17 protein-coding genes and 1 pseudogene are annotated in these 18674 nt (G+C 39.1%); 1 reads left to right on the top strand and 17 read right to left on the bottom strand.

Annotated elements, in window-relative coordinates; translation table 11 throughout:
- Positions 1 to 53: 53 nt before the first annotated feature.
- The 3 genes from M313_RS0109415 to M313_RS0109405 form a co-directional block, all read right to left on the bottom strand.
- Positions 54 to 920 carry a permease gene (locus M313_RS0109415; RefSeq protein WP_010194583.1) on the bottom strand — a complete coding sequence of 289 codons (867 nt, stop codon included), beginning with the start codon at positions 918 to 920 and terminating at the stop codon, positions 54 to 56.
- A 72-nt stretch (positions 921 to 992) separates the two neighbouring features.
- Positions 993 to 1439 carry a MarR family winged helix-turn-helix transcriptional regulator gene (locus M313_RS0109410; RefSeq protein WP_010194582.1) on the bottom strand — a complete coding sequence of 149 codons (447 nt, stop codon included), beginning with the start codon at positions 1437 to 1439 and terminating at the stop codon, positions 993 to 995.
- Between the two features lie 114 nt (positions 1440 to 1553).
- Positions 1554 to 2597: a zinc-binding dehydrogenase gene (locus M313_RS0109405; RefSeq protein WP_010194581.1), complete on the bottom strand. Its 1044-nt coding sequence runs from the start codon at positions 2595 to 2597 to the stop codon at positions 1554 to 1556.
- 156 nt (positions 2598 to 2753) lie between these two features.
- Here M313_RS0109405 and rnjA point away from each other — a divergent pair, with 156 nt between their 5' ends.
- Positions 2754 to 4430: a ribonuclease J1 gene (gene rnjA, locus M313_RS0109400; RefSeq protein WP_010194579.1), complete on the top strand. Its 1677-nt coding sequence runs from the start codon at positions 2754 to 2756 to the stop codon at positions 4428 to 4430.
- Positions 4431 to 4588: 158 nt separating this feature from the next.
- Here rnjA and M313_RS25820 read toward each other — a convergent pair whose 3' ends face one another.
- The 14 genes and pseudogenes from M313_RS25820 to M313_RS0109320 all read right to left on the bottom strand — a co-directional run bounded on the left by M313_RS25820 (position 4589) and on the right by M313_RS0109320 (position 18654).
- Positions 4589 to 4762, bottom strand: coding sequence for a hypothetical protein (locus M313_RS25820; RefSeq protein ID WP_010194577.1), 174 nt, complete (start codon positions 4760 to 4762; stop codon positions 4589 to 4591).
- 164 nt (positions 4763 to 4926) lie between these two features.
- On the bottom strand, positions 4927 to 5355 hold the full coding sequence (locus M313_RS0109385) for a protein-tyrosine phosphatase family protein (protein ID WP_010194567.1): 429 nt from the start codon (positions 5353 to 5355) through the stop codon (positions 4927 to 4929).
- A 13-nt stretch (positions 5356 to 5368) separates the two neighbouring features.
- Positions 5369 to 7111: an arsenical pump-driving ATPase gene (arsA, locus tag M313_RS0109380; RefSeq protein ID WP_010194564.1), complete on the bottom strand. Its 1743-nt coding sequence runs from the start codon at positions 7109 to 7111 to the stop codon at positions 5369 to 5371.
- A gap of 12 nt (positions 7112 to 7123) precedes the next feature.
- Positions 7124 to 7492 (bottom strand): arsenite efflux transporter metallochaperone ArsD, encoded by a 369-nt coding sequence (gene arsD / locus M313_RS0109375; RefSeq protein WP_010194563.1) that lies wholly within the window; start codon positions 7490 to 7492, stop codon positions 7124 to 7126.
- 59 nt (positions 7493 to 7551) lie between these two features.
- The gene (arsC, locus tag M313_RS0109370; RefSeq protein ID WP_010194562.1) at positions 7552 to 7971 is read right to left on the bottom strand and encodes an arsenate reductase (thioredoxin); all 420 of its coding nucleotides are present in this window, start codon (positions 7969 to 7971) and stop codon (positions 7552 to 7554) included.
- Positions 7972 to 7998: 27 nt separating this feature from the next.
- Positions 7999 to 9298: pseudogene (locus M313_RS23210) on the bottom strand (arsenic transporter).
- A gap of 12 nt (positions 9299 to 9310) precedes the next feature.
- Positions 9311 to 9652, bottom strand: coding sequence for an ArsR/SmtB family transcription factor (locus tag M313_RS0109360; protein ID WP_010194559.1), 342 nt, complete (start codon positions 9650 to 9652; stop codon positions 9311 to 9313).
- A gap of 445 nt (positions 9653 to 10097) precedes the next feature.
- The gene (locus M313_RS0109350) at positions 10098 to 11552 is read right to left on the bottom strand and encodes a SulP family inorganic anion transporter (RefSeq protein WP_010194557.1); all 1455 of its coding nucleotides are present in this window, start codon (positions 11550 to 11552) and stop codon (positions 10098 to 10100) included.
- A gap of 249 nt (positions 11553 to 11801) precedes the next feature.
- Positions 11802 to 12461 (bottom strand): phosphate signaling complex protein PhoU, encoded by a 660-nt coding sequence (phoU, locus tag M313_RS0109345; RefSeq protein ID WP_010194555.1) that lies wholly within the window; start codon positions 12459 to 12461, stop codon positions 11802 to 11804.
- Between the two features lie 23 nt (positions 12462 to 12484).
- Positions 12485 to 13309 (bottom strand): phosphate ABC transporter ATP-binding protein PstB, encoded by an 825-nt coding sequence (gene pstB, locus M313_RS0109340; protein WP_010194553.1) that lies wholly within the window; start codon positions 13307 to 13309, stop codon positions 12485 to 12487.
- A gap of 18 nt (positions 13310 to 13327) precedes the next feature.
- Positions 13328 to 14212 carry a phosphate ABC transporter permease PstA gene (pstA, locus tag M313_RS0109335; protein ID WP_010194551.1) on the bottom strand — a complete coding sequence of 295 codons (885 nt, stop codon included), beginning with the start codon at positions 14210 to 14212 and terminating at the stop codon, positions 13328 to 13330.
- Between the two features lies 1 nt (position 14213).
- Entirely contained in the window at positions 14214 to 15155 is a 942-nt protein-coding gene (pstC, locus tag M313_RS0109330; protein ID WP_010194549.1) for a phosphate ABC transporter permease subunit PstC, read from the bottom strand.
- Between the two features lie 104 nt (positions 15156 to 15259).
- Positions 15260 to 16246, bottom strand: a complete 987-nt coding sequence (locus M313_RS0109325) for a PstS family phosphate ABC transporter substrate-binding protein (protein WP_010194548.1) — start codon at positions 16244 to 16246, stop codon at positions 15260 to 15262.
- 239 nt (positions 16247 to 16485) lie between these two features.
- A complete protein-coding gene (locus M313_RS0109320; protein WP_010194547.1) occupies positions 16486 to 18654 on the bottom strand; it encodes a peptidoglycan D,D-transpeptidase FtsI family protein in 2169 nt (722 codons plus the stop codon).
- Positions 18655 to 18674: the final 20 nt, after the last annotated feature.

Genomic DNA, 18674 nt, shown 5'->3' with positions numbered 1-18674 from the left:
TGAATATTAGTATATGCCACCCTAGCTAAAATAGTCAATACATTCAACACAGTTTAAATAAGATAAAACAAAAATCCTGAAATGGTTGACATACTTATGACAGAAATGACAAACGCCGCCACAAGTTTTTTCTTAAAAATGCTATTTAATAATGCGACTTCAGGCAGACTCGCTCCTGCTGAACTAATGAGCAATGCCATTACAGGCCCCAAAGCCATTCCTTTAGCAATCATCATTTGAGATATGGGAATCATGGTAGAAAGTCTGATGTACAAAGGAATCCCAATAATTGCAGCGACCGGTACGAGCCACCAGTTGTCTCCTCCTAAATATTGTGTAATGAAAGATGTTGGTACTGCGCCATGTATAATAGCCCCAATGGCTGCACCGATTAACAAGAATGGATAAACAGTCTTTATTAACGTCAGTGTTTCTGCCACAGATTGTTTAAGATTAAGTCCTTTATTCTCAGGTTGATAGTTCTTCAACAAGACATTCTTTAATTGCTTTTCAAACCCCAGTTTTTCCAAAGACAGGCCTATTAAAATAGAAAGAACTGTTGTGGTTAGGGTGTATATTAAAGCTACCTTCCAGCCAAGCATAGCTGTCATAATAGTTAGGATGGTCGGATCCAATACAGGTGATGCAAAAAGGAATACCATCACAATCCCAAATGGCACCTTCTTTCTCAGTAAAGTGACTACCATGGGGATGGTCGAGCAAGAACAGAATGGGGTTATAAAAGCGAATAATACTGCGAACAACGCACTTAGAAGCGTATTTCCCTTGTTCAGCCACTTCTCCATTTTATGAAACGGAACAACAGACTGAATGATAGAAACCAGAAAGGTAATAAGAACGAACAAGACGGTTAACTCGATAGCAATGTACAAAAAGCTTGAAATTATTTCTCTCCACATAAAGACCACTCCTATTTTTTATTTGCATTTTGCAACTATTTATTCTATAAAAAAGCAAGCATAGAAACTTGCTCAATATAACGGTTTACAGCACATATCACTTTTACTCATCGCTGCATTCAATACCTTTAAGGACTTTACAAGCTCTTCTCCTTCTTTTTCACTTATATTAGAAAAAACGTTAGTTAAGTAATGAAGCATCTGTTGGTTGATTTCTTGTTCTACTTTTATTCCGTTTGCAGTGAGGTATAAGTGATAAACTCTTTTGTCTTCAGTCGATTGCGTTTTTTCCACCAGTTCCATTTTCACCAATGTTTGAATCTGCCTGCTGAAAGTCGTAATATCCATACCGATTGTCTCTGCTACTTGCTGCATGGATGGTCCTTCTGTTCTCGCCAGTTCGTAAAGAATGTGACTTTGCACCAGAGAAATATCATGATCTTTTACCGAGCAGCAGTTTTTATTCAACATCCCGAACCGTCGCATCGTAACCTGGAGAATCGTCCTAACATCTTCCATTATTTTCACCTCTTACTTTATTATAATCAATTATTTGCAATTTGCAACTATTTATTCATAAAAAATATTTCTTATATCAGCGCTAATCACTGGAGTTAGCGCTGATATAAGGATTTATTGTTCTTCCGGCAACAAAAGTATTTTCCCTAACTTACCTTTCTCCTTAAAGTAAGTCTGGGCTTCTCTCGCTTTGTCTAACGGAAATGTTTTATCTATGACAGGCTTTATTTTGCCTTCCGCTATTGCCTGAAGCATATCTTTAAATTCTTCTCTCGTCCCCAAGACCGACCCATACATGGTGATATGCTTAAGATACAATGTTCTAAAATCTAGGTTTGTCTTCTGCCCACCAGCAGAGCCTGATATACAGAACTTCCCTCCGTTTTTAAGCACATGAAGGGATGTAGAAAATAAAGCATCTCCTACTACATCTAATACAGAATCTATCGGCCCTTGATTTACTCTTAATATTTCTTCAGAAAGATTATCGGATTTGTAGGATAAAACATGAGTTGCCCCTAATTCCTTTATTCTTTCCTCGCCATTTAGGTCCCCTACGATGGCAATGACCTTTGCACCGAAAACTTTTGAGGCAATTTGTACATTTAAGGACCCAACTCCACCATTAGCTCCTGTTACCATCACCGTTTCGCCAGGCTGAATTTGAATCTGATTTACCATATGCCATGCAGTTAATCCACTTACTGAAAAAACCGCACTTTCTGAATAACTCGGAAGCGGCATGTCATAACAAAGGTCAGCAGGCCATACCACATATTCCGCATAACCACCATCGTATTCCGAACCGATAAAGGACATGTCTGCTGAAATATGTTCTGTACCTTCTTCTCCACTGGACGTAAAGGGAAATAAAACAACATCTTTTCCCATCATAGATTCTTCGACCTGATTTCCGACTTTTACTATGGTTCCTGTTATGTCAGAACCAGGTATACGTGGAAATTGTACTCCTTCTGGTCTCCAGCCGGACTTAGAATCTTTGCCGTAAGCCCCTTCTCTCATCCAGATTTCTGTATTATTAATCGCACAGGCTTTCACCTTTACTAGTACTTCATTTTCTTTTGGATCAGGTATTGATATGTCTACTGTTTCCAACATTTCAACATCCCCATATCCTGTTACTTGTACTGCTTTCATAAAAGAATCACCTAATTTCATTTTGTATGTTGTTAGTTTTCACCTTTAAACTCAAATTTAGTTAGCTATTTTTAGTTAAGTGTGAATAGCTTACTAATCATTTTTGTTACACCTATGTTAAACTAATTTTATATCACGGAACGGAGAGAATTAATTATGATTAAAATTAATGAAACCAACATTTCTATTTTTGCTCTCGGCGGATTAGGGGAAATAGGCAAAAATACGTATGTCATTAAATATCAGGATGAAATAATTATTGTAGATGCTGGTATTAAATTCCCCACAGATGAACTTTTTGGAATTGATTATGTAATACCGGATTACTCCTATCTTATCCAAAACAAAGAAAAAATTAAAGGAATATTCATTACCCACGGTCATGAAGACCATATTGGAGGCATCCCCTACTTACTGAAAGAAATAGATGCCCCTATCTATGCAGGAAGACTTGCTCTAGAACTCATCAAAGAACGATTAAAAGAACATGGACTGTTAAAAAAAGCTAGGTTAGTTGAAATTGAGGAGGACAAACTTGTTTCCTTTGAATATTTAGCGGTAGACTTTTTCAGAACCACTCACAGCATTCCAGATTCATATGGGATTTGTGTAAGAACACCTTACGGCAATATTGTTCATACTGGGGATTTCAAATTCGACTTGACTCCTATTGGTCCTTTAACGAACATGTCAAAGATAGCAGATATAGGAAAAGAGGGCGTCCTATGCCTTCTATCAGATAGTACGAACAGTGAAATACCAGGCTTTTCTTTATCAGAAAAAGAGATAAGCAGGACGATTCACGAGTTATTCAGTCAAATTGACGGAAGAATTATTTTTGCAACATTTGCATCAAATATGTATCGCTTTAAACAAGCCATTGAAGCGGCTGTATTACATAACAGAAAAATTGTTGTTCTTGGAAGAAGTCTACTGAGGGCAGTAAGGATTGGTACGGAGCTTGGCTATTTAAAGATTCCAAAGGAGTCACTCATAGAGGCTTCCGCTGTTAACGATTATCCAGATGATCAGATACTTGTAATATGTACTGGAAGTCAAGGCGAGCCCTTTGCCGCACTTTCCAGAATTGCTTACAATAAACACCCACAACTATCTGTCCGGAAAAAGGATACCGTTATCTTTTCATCTTCGCCTATTCCAGGAAATACACTGAGTATCAATCGAATCATTGATCAGCTTAGTAGGGCTGGGGCAAGTGTGCTGCATCACAAACTAAAAAAGATTCACACATCCGGTCACGGTGCACAAGAAGAATTAAAGCTGATGATCAGTTTATTGAAACCTAACTTCTTTGTACCGATTCACGGAGAATATAAAATGCTGAAAAAGCATGTGAGCTTGGCAGAGGAATGCGGCGTACCGCTTGAGAAATCCTTCATCATGGATAACGGTACAATCTTAGAACTAAATGAGAATGAAGCGAGTATTACAGGTACTGTTCCCGCTAATGCTATTTATGTGGACGGAGACGGTATTGGAGACATCGGGACCATTGTTTTAAGGGATAGAAAAATATTTTCTGAATCAGGTATTTTACTGGTAGTAGTGGCAATTGATTTCCGGGAGAAGAAAATCATATCTGGTCCTCAAGTCATTTCGAGAGGCTTTGTTTTTATAAGGGAATCCGAACAGTTAATGGGTAAATTACGAGATATTGCCCATACAGCAACGACACAATCACTTGAATCTGGTAATAGAAGATGGAGCGACGTCAGGTCCGATATTCTTGATCAGGTGGAACCTTATATCTATAAGATAACAAAGCGCCGTCCAATGATTCTTCCAATTTTAATGGACGTGTCAAAAAGATAAAAGAAAGTATCCTCCATTCTCAAAAGGAGGATACTTTCTTTTGTATTAAATTCAGTTCTTTTTTGGTATCTAATGTGCGTAAACCCATGCTGAAAAAGATTAAAACCTTTTAAAAGTACAAAAGAGCAAGCGTCTTCACGCTTACTCTTCTCCTAAGTTTAACAACAATCGCTGTCCTTCAACCCTAACAGTACAAGCCCTTTTCCTTGCGGAGTTTCTTGAACATCCAGGACTAGATCGGTTGTCATGCTTTCGATTTTCGGATCGATTGCTACCTTTATAGTATTTAATGTTTCCACTTTATCATCTGCTTTTGCCTCATCCAGAGACAATCCTAATTGTGGGCTTCCTCAGCCCCAGCCTGCAAAGTAGACACGAATGTTGCTTGCCCCGTTTTCGCGCAGGATATCACTCAATACGTCTCTTGCTTCATTTGAAACCTTCACGGCCAGTCACCTGCCTTCTTATTAGTTTTTCTTAAATGCTCGTTTCATTCTTAGTTTTTTTCGTACATGTTTTGCAGCACTTCTTTTAATTCGGGCTTCACATTAATTGCAGGACGGATGGAAGTTGCTAGTCTTTCTGCTTCTTCCACCGTACTAGCTTTCCCCAAGTGAAGAAGGGTACCCATGGCAACCGTTCCGGTTCTGTTACGCCCTCCAGAGCAATGGAAATACACTTTCTTTCCTTCTTGTTGAGCTTGTACTACGTATTCAATAGCTGCTTTCACCGATTCATCCTGTTTGGCTGCATCATCCACGATTGGCATATGAATTCTAGGAAGGTTGTCTTCCACGTTATCCGTTTCAGCCCGCAAGTCTATAATAACATCCAAGCCTTCATTTGTATGTGCATCTTTTACTTGATCGGCACCGCCAATAAAGACATTTTCCATTAGTGATTGATATTTTTTTTCGTTAGTCATTTTCATTCACTCCTTACAACAGATTCTCTTTTTCCCATGGCAGAATGGCGCATTTTTCTTTCGTGGACTTTACTCTTTGTATCCACGGTAGTTCATGTTTCCCTCTGCCTGATAAAACTCGGTCTGTTGTTTCTGTATTAGCAAAGCTTTGGTTGATGATCCACCAACGCGGAGTTATGGAAGCACGCTCAAGGTCAGCATGTAATCTTTCCGCCTCCAGTACAGGGGTTGCTTCCGGCAAGGTAACGATAAGTACTGCTGTTTCATCGGCATTACGAAGACGTGGAAGCAGATTTTGTACTTCTTTTGACACCTCACCCGTTGAACGCAATAATTCCTTTTGATAGGACTGGGCTGCGTCAAGCAATAGCAGAGTATGGCCTGTAGGCGCAGTATCGATGATGACCACTTCCTCATCGGCCTGACCAACTATCTTGGCAAACTTCTGGAATACTGCTATCTCTTCGGTACAAGGTGAGTTTAGATCTTCCTCAAGGTATGCAAGCTGCTCCTCGCTCAGCCCCTCTCCCGATTGTTCCAAAACATGCTTTTTATATGATTCTACTTCCGCCTTAGGGTCCACCTTACTGATTATTAAATGGTCTCTTCTTGTTTTATCTTTTAAAGCATACTCCAAATGCGCAGCAGGATCCGTTGTCGTGAGATGGACTTTCACATCTTTTTCTGCCAGCTTCATTGCCAGTTTGGCTGCTAGTGTTGTTTTACCAACGCCACCCTTCCCCATTGTAAAAATTACACGAAGATTATGGTTTATAACATCACTTACCACTTGATTAAAATCAGCAAGTTCCGTAATTATGTCAGGGTTTACATGATTCGTTTGCTCAACTTGTAACCTTTCTCCGTTAAACCAAGCCTTTAACGGGCTGATACCCGTTAAGGAATACGAAATATAAGGAAGATACGTCATGGGAATATCGTTAAATGTTCTAACGGCAACTTCCATTGCTTTCTGTTGCTTATCGTAAAAAGCCCTGGATACCTCGTCGTTAATGATCGGCTTCTCCATTAGCCCATTGACAATAAGTTGCTGATTATGAAGGCCAATTTCACGCAACTCCTTAGAGGCACGCGCAGCTTCCATGATTGGCGATTCATCTGGACGTGTTACCAAAAGTAACTGAGTTTGGGAAGGATCAGACAATGCATTCACTGTCTGTTCATACAATTCCTTTTTTGCCCCTAGTCCTGAAAGAGGTCCTAAACAGGATGCTCCATGTGTGCTCTCCTCCAGGAAATTGTTCCAAGCTGATGGCAAGGATAGCAGCCTTAATGTATGCCCGGTTGGAGCTGTATCAAACACAATCACATCATATTGCCCAGTGATCTCTTTTTGTGTTAGTAAAGTGGAGAATTGGTCAAAGGCTGCAATCTCAACCGTACATGCTCCTGATAATTGTTCTTCCATGGTAGCCAAAACCGCATCAGGAAGTTTTCCTTTATAAGGACCAATCACACTTTCTCTATAATCTCTCGCCGCTTCCTCTGGATCAAGATTACAGGCGAAAAGTCCTTTTACACCTGGTACTTCTGAAATATCGTTTGTCAATTCTGTTTCAAACACATCTTGTAGATTGGAGGCTGGATCTGTGCTGACTATTAATACCTTCTTGCCTTCTTCGGCAAGAGCAATGGAAGTGGCACATGCTGTGGAAGTTTTACCAACCCCACCTTTACCTGTAAAAAATAGATATGGTGTTTGTATATTTGTTGTCGGTTGGAATGTTGGGAGCATAAAGCCACCCTCCTAGTTGATTGAGTTTAGTGTAATGTTGAGTTTCTTTTTTGGCTTTTCATGAACCAGTTCCTCTACTTTTACACCGGTCCATTCAGCAAATTCCTCATTTGTAGGGTAATCTGCCATTTTTGCTACTTCGCCATCTACTAGAATAACTGGAAGACATTCCGGTCCTTTTTCCATTAGCAATTCATTCACCTTTTGATTCGTTACAAACGGTTCTGGCTCTGAGCCTAAATTGTAGCGGGAAATGTCCATTCCTTTTTGTTGCAAAGAAAATATAGCACTTGCCACTCTTGTTAGTTCCGGATCCACACTTGGCCCACATACGCCAGTTGTACAGCACATTGCCGGGTCAAAAATTTCAATTTTAGCCATTTCTTATTTCCCCTTCCTGATATAGAAAAAATAGCCGAGATTTCACTCGGCCATTTTTATTATTTTCCAGTTTCAGCAAATGTTTTGATGCGGTCGCCGATTTCGTCGCGTACTCGTTGGAAGAACTTCCACTTCTCTTCTTCTGTTCCTTCCGCTTTGGCAGGATCATCAAAGCCCCAGTGTACTCTCTCTTTGTTTGGGGGTGTTGCTGGGCACACATCTGCTGCATGACCGCAAAGTGTTACGACTAGGTCTGCTTTTTTCAAGATTTCAGGATCAATCATGTCAGAAGTTTGGTTGGTGATATCCACGTCCACTTCGTTCATAGCTTTTACTGCGTTTGGATTTACGCCGTGTGCTTCAATACCTGCTGAGTATACGTCCCACTCGTCACTTAAATATTTTTTCCCCCAGCCTTCTGCCATTTGGCTGCGGCAAGAGTTACCTGTGCATAGGAAGTAGATTGTTTTTTTAGTCATGATGAAAAACTCCTTTTATATTGTATTTTAACCAATTATTAAAAGCCAGAAATAGAGGCCTAATAGCGTGATGAATAGAGTTGGGATAGTTAGGATGATACCTACTTTGAAGTAGTATCCCCAACTTATCTTTACTCCTTTAAGGCTTAAAACGTGTAGCCATAGTAATGTTGCCAAGGAACCGATTGGTGTGATTTTTGGACCAAGGTCAGATCCGATAACATTGGCATAGATTAACGCTTCTCGGATAGTTCCGGTGGTAGCTGTGTCTTTGATTGCAAGTGCATCAATCATGACAGTCGGCATGTTATTCATAAAAGATGAAAGGATGGCTGCAATGAATCCCATAGACATCGTTGCAACGAAAAGTCCTTCATCAGCTGCCATTTGGATGACATCTGTAAGCAGGTTTGTTAATCCTACATTTCTTAGTCCATATACGACTACATACATTCCAATTGAGAAGAATACGATGGCCCAAGGAGCGCCTTTTAATATCTGTTTCGTATGAATGACCGGGCTGTTTCTGCTTATTAATAGAAAGATGATAGCAACAGTGGCTGCAATGAACGAAACAGGAATACCGGCAAATTCACTTGCGAAGTATCCTATTAGAAGGGCCGCAAGTACAATCCATGATAAGTTGAAAAGTTTCACATCTTTAATCGCTTCTCTAGGTGCCTTCAATACGGACATATCATAATTTTCTGGAATGCTCTTTCTAAAGAATAAGTAAAGTACAACAATACTAGCACCAAGTGCAAAGAAATTTGGAACAATCATTCTAGATGCATATTCCACAAATCCTATTTCAAAGAAATCAGCTGATACGATATTTACCAAGTTACTTACCACTAATGGTAGTGAGGTAGTATCTGCAATAAATCCACTTGCCATAATAAACGGCAATATCATTTTTTCTTTAAACTGTAAATTTCTCACCATTGCCAGAACAATCGGTGTTAAAATAAGTGCCGCTCCGTCATTAGCAAAGAATGCAGCTACCACCGCTCCTAGCAAGGTGATATAGATGAACATCCTCACACCGCTTCCTTTAGCAAATCGGGCCATGTGCAAGGCCGACCATTCAAAGAAGCCTACTTCATCTAGTATGAGGGAAATGATGATGAGGGCCACAAACGTTAACGTCGCATTCCAAAACGATGCCTGTTACATCTATTACGTCTGTAAAGGTAACAACTCCAAAGAGTAATGCCAGTAGAGCTCCCCCACAAGCTGACCAACCAATGGACAGTCCTTTAGGCTGCCAGATAACAAATATTAATGTTAGTAAAAAAATCACAGATGCCAAAATAATATCCAGCAACAAAATCCCCCCTTAACAACAAGTAATTCTAAGTCCTTTTTGCTCTAACTCTTTCATCTTTTCTTCTAGTGAAGGAACATGCACAAGAATCGATGTGATTAATTGGTAGTGTGGATGTTCTGTATTGATGGAATACATGATCCATTGACCTTTTCTAGATTCTTTCACTAGACCAACTTCTTTTAACTTCTTTACATGCTGACTGATAGAAGGCTGGCTCATCTGGAATATCTCAACAAACTCACACACACAGCAATCGTGATCTTGTAGAAGAGCCAGCATGGAAAGCCTCGTTTTATCGCTTAAAATTTTCAACGTGGCTGCCGCTTCCTCCATTTTCAATACCTGTTGCATAGCTACACCTGCCTTTGGAAAAGATAAGTAATATAATCAAACACTTATATAACAATATGCTTATATAATAAAACACTTATATGTTTGTTTCAACCTTTCTTTTGTAAAGAAACCGTAAAGATTAATTGCAGAATTATCTGTTAATTGATATAATTAAATTAAGAAAGCGCTTCCAATAACATATGAGTGGGAAAGGTGATGCTGTGTTATGATGGACTATCAGTACAGACGACGAGCTTTTCAGAACCTACATGTGGAACAAGAAGAAGCAAAAATTGACCTAAAACAAAAAGTTAAGAAATCCAAATCGATGGTGGCCTCGATAGCCGCGTTTTTTTCTTTTTTTCACCACACTTCTTAAGGAGCTATTATGCTCCTTTTTAATATGGCTTTTTTACGCAAAAAAAACGGGACAAAATGAAATGTCCCGTTAGTAAAATATTTATTAATGACCTGAAGTAGCAGATAAACCTACCCGGTCTATTAGTGTTTTACTCTCATCATTAAGGCCTATAATTTTTACGTTCTTACCGAGTCTTTGGTATTTCATTACGGTTTTAGAGATTGCAGTAACCGCAGATTGATCCCAAATATGAGTGTTACTAAAATCAATGACAATTTCTTTTGGATCATTGTTGTAATCGAATAAATCGACAAAGTGACTCATCGTCCCAAAGAACATTTGTCCAGTAATTTGATAATGCATAACGTCTTCTTTTAAGGTCATTGTTGCTTTGATCTTAGCCATCTTCCAACCGAAGATTAGTGCGCTAAGCACAACCCCAGCTGCTACACCTTTTGCAAGGTCATGTGTGTAGACAACAATCGCAACCGTTACAACCATAACTACTGCATCAGCTCGAGGTATTTTATGAAGTTCCCGGATGGACTGCCAATCAAATGTACCTATGGAAACCATGATCATTACCCCAACAAGAGCAGCCATTGGGATTTGAACAACAACATCTCCAAGTACCATGATCAGGAATAAAAGGAATGTCCCTGCTACTAGTGCTGAAAGCCTTCCCCGTCCACCTGATTTAACGTTAATAACTGATTGTCCAATCATCGCACACCCAGCCATACCACCGAAGAAGCCAGTTATGACGTTTGCAATACCTTGACCCTTCATTTCACGGTTCTTGTTACTCTTTGTATCTGTCATTTCATCAACAATTGTTGCTGTCAGTAGGGACTCTAGGTTACCTACGATTGCCAATGTAAATGCATAAGGCAAGATGATCATGAATGTTTCCCAAGAAAATTCCACTATAGGGATGCTGAAGATCGGTAATGCTCTTGTTATCTCGCCCTGATCACCAACTGTTGCAAGACCGAATCCTCCACCAAATACAACAACTGCTGTAATCACGACAATTGCAAATAATGCGGATGGAATTGCCTTTGTAAAACGAGGTAAAATATAAATGATAGCTAGTGTTGCTGCTACAAATGCATACATTACCCAAGTTACTCCTACAAATTGCTCTAACTGAGCCATAAAGATCAAAATCGCTAAAGCATTAACAAATCCGATAATTACCGCTTGAGGTAAAAAGGAAATATATTTGCCCAACTTAAAGACACCCATTAATATTTGAATGATTCCGGTAAGGATGGTGGCAGCGAATAGATACTGCAATCCGTGATCTGCAACCAATGTAATCATCAGTAAAGCCATCGCTCCAGTTGCAGCAGAAATCATCCCTGGTCGTCCACCTGTGAAGGCGATAACCACGGCAATACAGAAGGACGCATATAATCCTACCATCGGGTCTACACCCGCAATGATAGAGAATGCGATAGCTTCTGGAATGAGGGCTAATGCTACGGTCATACCGGCAAGTACGTCACCACGCACGTTACCAAACCATTCTTGTTTTAAGTTTGCTACGTTCATAGCACACCTCTTTCTTTGTTATTTAGTTTTGTGACTCTCTACTCTCAAGAAAGTCGGGTCCGTTTGCAACAGAAAGAATCATACCATATATTTTCTAAGTTGAAAATCTCGATGAAAACGGGAACATAAGAGTTTACCTCTTACGTTCTCGATTTTTCTTTATATAGCTCTTGTTTTTGTATGCCTGTAAAAAAATAGACAATTAGACAATAAAGAAAGCTCTGTTCATTAAGAACAAAGCTCGTTTCTTTAGTCATTCAATTCGTAGTGACTACCTTTTACAAGATAGAAGATATTTTCGGAAATGTTAGTTGTGTGATCTGCCATACGCTCAATATAACGGCAGATAAAACTTAATTGAGTAATTTCAGGGATCATATCCGGATGGTCTTTTGTCAATTGTAATAACTCACGGATGTTTTGACCATATAGCTCGTCCACTTGATCATCCATGTCAGCTACTTTTTTGGCAAGGACTACATCTTCATCATAGTAGGCCTTTAAAGCAAGAGATAGCATTTCTGTTGCGATGCTATGCATTTTTTCTATCTTTTCAATCTGAATTAATGGTTGAGAATTTTTTCCGATTCTTATCGTCGACTTTGCAATATTCACAGCAAAGTCTGCGATACGTTCAACATCAGTGGAAATTTTGATTGCTACAAATATTCTCCGTAAATCAATCGCCACCGGTTGCTGCTTGGCAATTAGCAGAATGGCAAAGTCATTAATTTCTTCATCCAAACGGTCTGCCTTGTTGTCCTCTTCAATAATCTGAAGGGCTAAATCTACATTTTGATTTGTTAAGGCGTCAATGGATTTTCCCATTGCGATTTCAGCTAAACTTCCGAGTTCCAATAATTTGTCTCTTAACGTTTCTAAATCCACATGAAATTGACGTATTACCACCTGACTCTTCCTCTCTACCTTTATTATCCGAAACGACCTGTAATATAGTCTTCTGTACGCTTATCTGACGGATTGGAGAATAATTTATCTGTTTCAGAATATTCTACCACTTCCCCATTTAAGAAGAAAGCTGTTCTGTCGGATATACGTGCAGCCTGTTGCATGTTGTGCGTAACAATGACGATACTGTAGTCTTTCTTTAATTCTTGAACGAGTTCTTCCACTTTAAGTGTAGAGATAGGATCAAGAGCAGATGTAGGTTCATCCATTAGAATAACGTCCGGCTCGATAGCCAAGCAACGCGCAATACATAAACGCTGTTGTTGTCCACCAGAAAGACCATAGGCATTTTCTTTCAAACGGTCTTTTACTTCATCCCAAATAGCCGCTCCTCGTAAACTCTTTTCAACGATTTCATCAAGTATTTTTTTGTTTCGTATTCCATGAATTCTTGGTCCATATGCAATATTGTCATAAATAGATTTAGGGAATGGATTAGGTTTTTGAAAAACCATACCTACATTGGTTCTTAGTTCTTCTACTTTATACGATTTCCCTAAAATATTTTTTTCACGATATAGGATATCACCAGAAACTTTCACGCTTGGTACTAATTCCACCATACGATTTAATGTTTTAATATAAGTGGATTTACCGCAACCGGATGGTCCGATGATTGCTGTCACTTCATTTTCGTAAATCGGCAAGTTAATGTTCTTCAATGCCAAGTTTTCACCGTACCAAAGGTTTAAATCTTTTGTATCATAGACAACTTTTTTGTCTTTTGGAGTGTTGGTTGTAAAAGAAGTATTGTTCTTCGTTTCACGTTCAGGCACTGCAATTTGCATAGATGATTCCTCCTAGGATTAAAATCTTCTCTGAAACTTATTTCGAATAATGACCGCAATGGAATTCATGACTAATAAAATGAAAAGTAATACCACGATAGTAGCTGCTGCAAGGTTCGCATATTCTGCTACAAGAGCCGCGTCAATTGTCCAATAGTAAATTTGCATTGGAAGCACCGTGAACTTATCAAAAATCCCTTCTGGTAGCGGAATCAATAGTGCAGGAATACCCAATACGACTAGTGGAGCAGTTTCCCCGATTGCACGGGACAACGCTAGAATAACTCCTGTTAAAATACCCGGTAATGAAGCCGGCAAAACGATATTCTTGATTGTTTGCCATTTTGTTGCACCCATTCCATAGGATGCTTCTCTTAAATAACCAGGAACAGAACGAATCGCTTCTTGACTTGCCACTACAACGATAGGAAGAACTAAAAGTGCCATTGTAAGACCACCGGCTAGTACGATGTTCCCAAGTCCTGCCGCTCTTACAAAGATAGTTAATCCCAAGATACCAAATACAATCGAAGGTACACCTGCTAAGTTTGATATATTTGTCTGTAAAAAGCGTTGTAGGCGTCCTTTTTTTGCATACTCTTCTAAATAAATAGCTGTACCAACACCAAGAAACAAAGTAATTGGTGCAACAACTAGCATCAGCCATAAAGTACCCATGATGGCACCCATGATTCCAGCTCGATCTGCCATAGTAGACAGTTTATTCGTTATAAATTGAAGATCAATCCAACCCATACTTTGTGAAATAACACGGTAAAACAAAATTACGAGTACAACAAGACCAATCAGTGTTGCCGCTAAAAATAAAGATTTAGCAATATTGTTCACCGTTAATCTTGAATTCATCTTCTTTTGTACTTGTGCTGCATCAACATACTTCATCTTAATATTCCTCCCTATACTTGCGAGAGATATACTGGGCGATTAAGTTCATTATTAGTGTAAACACGAACAAGGTCATCGCAACAGCATACAAGCTATAATATAAAGTTGAACCAGCTGGTGCATCTCCACCGGTTACTTCCACAATGTATGCAGTCATCGTTTGCATAGATTGTGTAATGTCAAACGTAAAATTCTTGGTACTTCCGCTCGCAATCGTTACAATCATCGTTTCACCGATTGCACGGGAAATAGCCAGAACAAATGATGCGACAATTCCAGACATAGCAGCAGGAACCACCACTTTCCAAGCTACCTCAAGTTTCGTTGATCCAAGTGCTAACGCTCCCTCTCTCATTGCATTAGGAACAGAGCTCATTGCATCTTCTGATAAGGAGGCAACCATCGGAATGATCATAATTCCCATTACTATTCCTGGACTGAGGATATTAGTTGGTTCTAAACCAGGAATGATTGCTCGTAAAATAGGGGTTACAAATGTGAATGCAAAGAAACCGTAAACGATTGTTGGAATACCTGCTAGCACCTCAAGAATAGGTTTTAAGATTCTTCTTACTCTATCAGAGGCATATTCGCTTAGGTAGACTGCACTCATTAAACCAATAGGGATAGCTACAGCCATGGCAATGACAGAAGAAATAATTGTACCTGTCAATAGCGGGAGAACACCAAATTGAGCATTTTCTCCCAAAGGCTTAAGTTTAGTCCCTGTAAAGAAATCAAGAAATGGAACTGCTTTAAAAAATTCAACTGTTTCAAAAAGTAATGTAAGAATAATACCTAATGTTGTAAAAATAGAAATCGTAGCAATAACCATTAAAAACTTTGGTATAAATGCTTCTATTAACCGGTTAGTATTTAGAGTTGTCTTTTTCTCATTGATTAACTCTCTTACATTGACACCGTCTTTATGCTTAGCCAATTTGAAATACCCCTTTCATCTTAAAACAAGGTTCATCCAAAGCTTGTTTTAAAAAACATAGAGGAAGATGAGCAGCCTCTATAGCTCCCCATCTCCCTGGAAACTTACTTTAAACCTTCAAGTTCTTCCACATAAGTGTTGATTTGTTCATCAGTTAGCGGAGCAAATCCAGTATCCGCTGCAACAGCTTGTGCATTTTTCATTGTGTAAATTGCGTAATCCAATACTTGAGGTTTTTCTTTAGCCATATTTGTATTCAGGTAAGTGAATACTGGACGTGTAAAGCCTGCATAATCTCCGTCTTCAGCAATAGTGTCAAGGGATGGTGCAACTGGTCCATTACCAAAGTCAACATTTACAGCTGTTAATTTATCTTGGTTGCTTTCATAGTAACCATAACCGAAGAATCCGATTGCGTTTTTATCTTTAGAAACAAGATCTACAAGAGTAGAGTATTCTTGTTGTAAGTTAGTACCTTCAGCTAAATCTTTTTCTTCAAGGATAACTTCCCAGAAGAATTCATATGTTCCGTGGTTTTCGTTAGGGCCGTAAGTTTTAATTGGCTCATCCGGGAATTCAGGACGTACATCAGACCAGTTTTTCTTTCCGCCTTCTGCTAAGAAGATGTCAATGATTTCTTGTTCTGTAAGTTCTGTAGCCCAGTCATTTTCTTTATTAATTACGATTGTTAATCCGTCAAGTGCTACTTTAAGTTCTTTTACATCAATTCCAAGCTCTTCAGCTTGTGCTTTTTCTTCATCTTTGATAGCGCGAGAAGCGTCGTTGAAATCCGTTCCATCTTCTACTAGGAATTTCTTAAATCCTGCAGATGTACCAGCACGACTCACTTCAACAGATACACCCTCTTGAGCTTCTGTCATGTATTTTTCAGCCATTACAGACATGAAAGGAAATACTGTACCAGATCCATCAATTACTACGCTACCTTCAAGTTCTTCTCCGCCTTCAGCAGATGCTCCTTCTGAAGTTCCTTCGTTACCACCGTTGTTGTTTGCATTCCCACATGCTGCAGCGAATACTGCAAGTGATGCAACGATAGCTAGTAATAAAAAACGTTTGAAGCTTTTCATTTCTTAATTCCCCCTAAGGTTTTTGTTTTGTTGATGTTTCTGTTTATCTTGCCCTACGAGTAATAGAATATAACTTGTGTGTTAACTGGGTATGAATCAAGTGTAAAGGTTTTGTAAATGTCGTTTTTTCTGTAGTTTTATCGGGAATAATGGGGGAATTTAGTATAAGATTGCTATTGCAAAATATAAAAAGTGGCATAAAGACACAAAAAAGCACTCCGCATTGGAGTGCTTTTCTACTATTGTTCTGTATCTTCGTTGTTACTCTCTTCTTCAGCTTCATCTGTTTGTTCTTCTTCTGGTTTTTCTTTAGCTCGTTCTTTCTTTAAGGTGAAGTAAGCATCCATAACCGCATCTCCAATACGGGTGCTTATTCCTCCCGTTACATTAAAGTCTGTAGATGCATAAGGCACCATGATAGCAAATGCAATTTCTGGATCATCATAAGGAGCATAACCTACTAAATTAAAGTTAAGCGTTTCATAGGAGCGCCTTTCTCCATTAGGAAGGTACTCAATATACCTTGACTCTGCTGTCCCTGATTTTCCTGCAGGTTTATATTGCTTCATTTTTGAACTACTCGCAGTTCCTCTTGCTCCATGATAAACCCTAATAAAGCCGTCTTGAACTCGTTTAATATGATTATCTGACATATCTACTCTGTTCAACACTTGGGGTTGGAAGGGCTCCACTAATCGTCCCAAACCTTCTCCATCATTATTAGGTTCTCTTATTTCTCTGACCAATTGTGGCTTCATTCTATAGCCACCGTTGGCAATAGTAGAAACATATTGGGCCAATTGCAAAGTAGTATAAGTATCATACTGTCCAATTGATAAATCCAGAAGTAAACCTGGGATACTGGTATCTGTGCCTTCAACTCCTGAAGATTCCCTAGGAAGGTCTATGCCAGTTTCCACCCCTAATCCAAATTGGGCTAAATATGATCTGAATGTATCATAGGCTGCTGGAGGGATAAATAATGGCTGCCTTGGCTGGTAATTAGCACCAGCAATAGCCATTGCAATCCTAAACATATACACGTTAGAGGACCTTTCAAGAGCTGTTAAATCATTAATGCTCCCCATATTTGTGTATGAAGCTTTTTTAAGTGCTTCATTTCCACGCCCGATATATACTGGCGCGTCATATAGATAAGAACCTGGTTGGATAACGCCATGCTGGAAACCAGCAAGCACCGAGGCTCCTTTCACAGTTGAACCCGGCTCATATGCTTCTTGGATGGCACCTAACGCATTATCGTAAACCTTCAATTGACCATCTTCTTCATCACGAATTAATTGTTTTCCAGCAAGCGACAGGACTTCTCCTGTTTTTGGGTTCATAACAACCACAAAAGCTCTGTCTAGAAATCTTGCCTTAGCACTTGGAGTCGCTCTTGTTTGAAGCATTTCTTCAATTAATACTTCTTCCACTTTTTGCTGAAATTCCATATCAATCGACAAGATTAAATCCTTTCCACGTTGCCCGTCATAAACTTTTTCCTGATGCAGCAAGTTACCACCAGTGTCCGTGACATTACGAACTCTTGCTTTTTGTCCTTGCAAAACATTTTCATATTGTGATTCAAGTTGCGACGTCCCAATTCGATCATTTCGACTATAACCACGCGCTAGAAATTCATCTACTTTCTCACTCGGTATACCAGACTCTGAGGTTGAAACTTTTCCAAAAACAGAATCAAGGGTAGATCCATACGCATAAGATCGGATAAAATCTGTTGTAATATCAACACCTGGCAAATCTGCAAGCATTTCACTAACCATTGCAAATTCCTTAGCAGTTACATCTTGATTCTTTACAATCTGAGGAGTAAGAGCATAGCCTTTGTTAAACTCACGAAAGATAGCCAATACTTCTTTTTCCTCTTCAGTGATTTCCGCTAATTGTTCTTTCGTAATTCTCTTCAACTGCAAATCGTACAATTCACTTTCTTCTATTTCACCATCAGCTACCTTTTTACGATCTTTATCTGTAATCAATTCGGCAGCTTCTTCAGGACGAGTCAAAATCCAATAGTCTTTCTCATCACGCTCCTGAATTTTATTGGTATCCATCGTAATAATTTCGGCTAGTTTTTTTGCAACCTCTAACTGCTCTTTCGGAGTAGTGGATTGCATACGCGTATATGTAATCGCGTTTAAAGGAGTGTTGTCAACCACCACTTTTTGATTGCGATCATAAATCTTCCCTCTTGGGACTAAAGTATTCACCGTTACATTTTCCGTTCGATCTACCTCTTTGCGGAAATCTTCCCCAAACACGATTTGGACAAATCCTAGTCTTAAAATAAGAGCTGAGAACAGTAAAAAAACCGCAAAAAATAAAAGGTTTAAGCGCGAGGGGACATAATTCTTCTTTTTCTTTTTTTGCTTTTGATTGGTCATACTTTACACCTTTTCATTAA

It is taken from the genome of Bacillus sp. m3-13, assembly GCF_000175075.1.
Taxonomy (GTDB): domain Bacteria; phylum Bacillota; class Bacilli; order Bacillales; family Bacillaceae_I; genus Sutcliffiella_A; species Sutcliffiella_A horikoshii_C.
Note: the sequence above shows the minus strand (reverse complement) of the source record. Positions and strands in the feature narration are given on the sequence as shown.

Excerpts from the sequence above, each read along its gene's own strand:
- M313_RS0109320 (WP_010194547.1), bottom strand. The coding sequence starts at position 18,654 with ATGACCAATCAAAAGCAAAAAAAGAAAAAGAAGAATTATGTCCCCTCG.
- M313_RS0109405 (WP_010194581.1), bottom strand. The coding sequence starts at position 2,597 with ATGAAAGCAGTACAAGTAACAGGATATGGGGATGTTGAAATGTTGGAA.
- pstB (WP_010194553.1), bottom strand. The coding sequence starts at position 13,309 with ATGCAAATTGCAGTGCCTGAACGTGAAACGAAGAACAATACTTCTTTT.
- M313_RS0109325 (WP_010194548.1), bottom strand. The coding sequence starts at position 16,246 with ATGAAAAGCTTCAAACGTTTTTTATTACTAGCTATCGTTGCATCACTT.
- M313_RS0109360 (WP_010194559.1), bottom strand. The coding sequence starts at position 9,652 with ATGCAACAGGTATTGAAAATGGAGGAAGCGGCAGCCACGTTGAAAATT.
- arsC (WP_010194562.1), bottom strand. The coding sequence starts at position 7,971 with ATGACTAAAAAAACAATCTACTTCCTATGCACAGGTAACTCTTGCCGC.
- M313_RS0109385 (WP_010194567.1), bottom strand. The coding sequence starts at position 5,355 with ATGACTAACGAAAAAAAATATCAATCACTAATGGAAAATGTCTTTATT.
- arsA (WP_010194564.1), bottom strand. The coding sequence starts at position 7,111 with ATGCTCCCAACATTCCAACCGACAACAAATATACAAACACCATATCTA.
- rnjA (WP_010194579.1), top strand. The coding sequence starts at position 2,754 with ATGATTAAAATTAATGAAACCAACATTTCTATTTTTGCTCTCGGCGGA.
- M313_RS0109410 (WP_010194582.1), bottom strand. The coding sequence starts at position 1,439 with ATGGAAGATGTTAGGACGATTCTCCAGGTTACGATGCGACGGTTCGGG.
- arsD (WP_010194563.1), bottom strand. The coding sequence starts at position 7,492 with ATGGCTAAAATTGAAATTTTTGACCCGGCAATGTGCTGTACAACTGGC.
- M313_RS0109415 (WP_010194583.1), bottom strand. The coding sequence starts at position 920 with ATGTGGAGAGAAATAATTTCAAGCTTTTTGTACATTGCTATCGAGTTA.
- pstA (WP_010194551.1), bottom strand. The coding sequence starts at position 14,212 with ATGAAGTATGTTGATGCAGCACAAGTACAAAAGAAGATGAATTCAAGA.
- M313_RS0109350 (WP_010194557.1), bottom strand. The coding sequence starts at position 11,552 with ATGAACGTAGCAAACTTAAAACAAGAATGGTTTGGTAACGTGCGTGGT.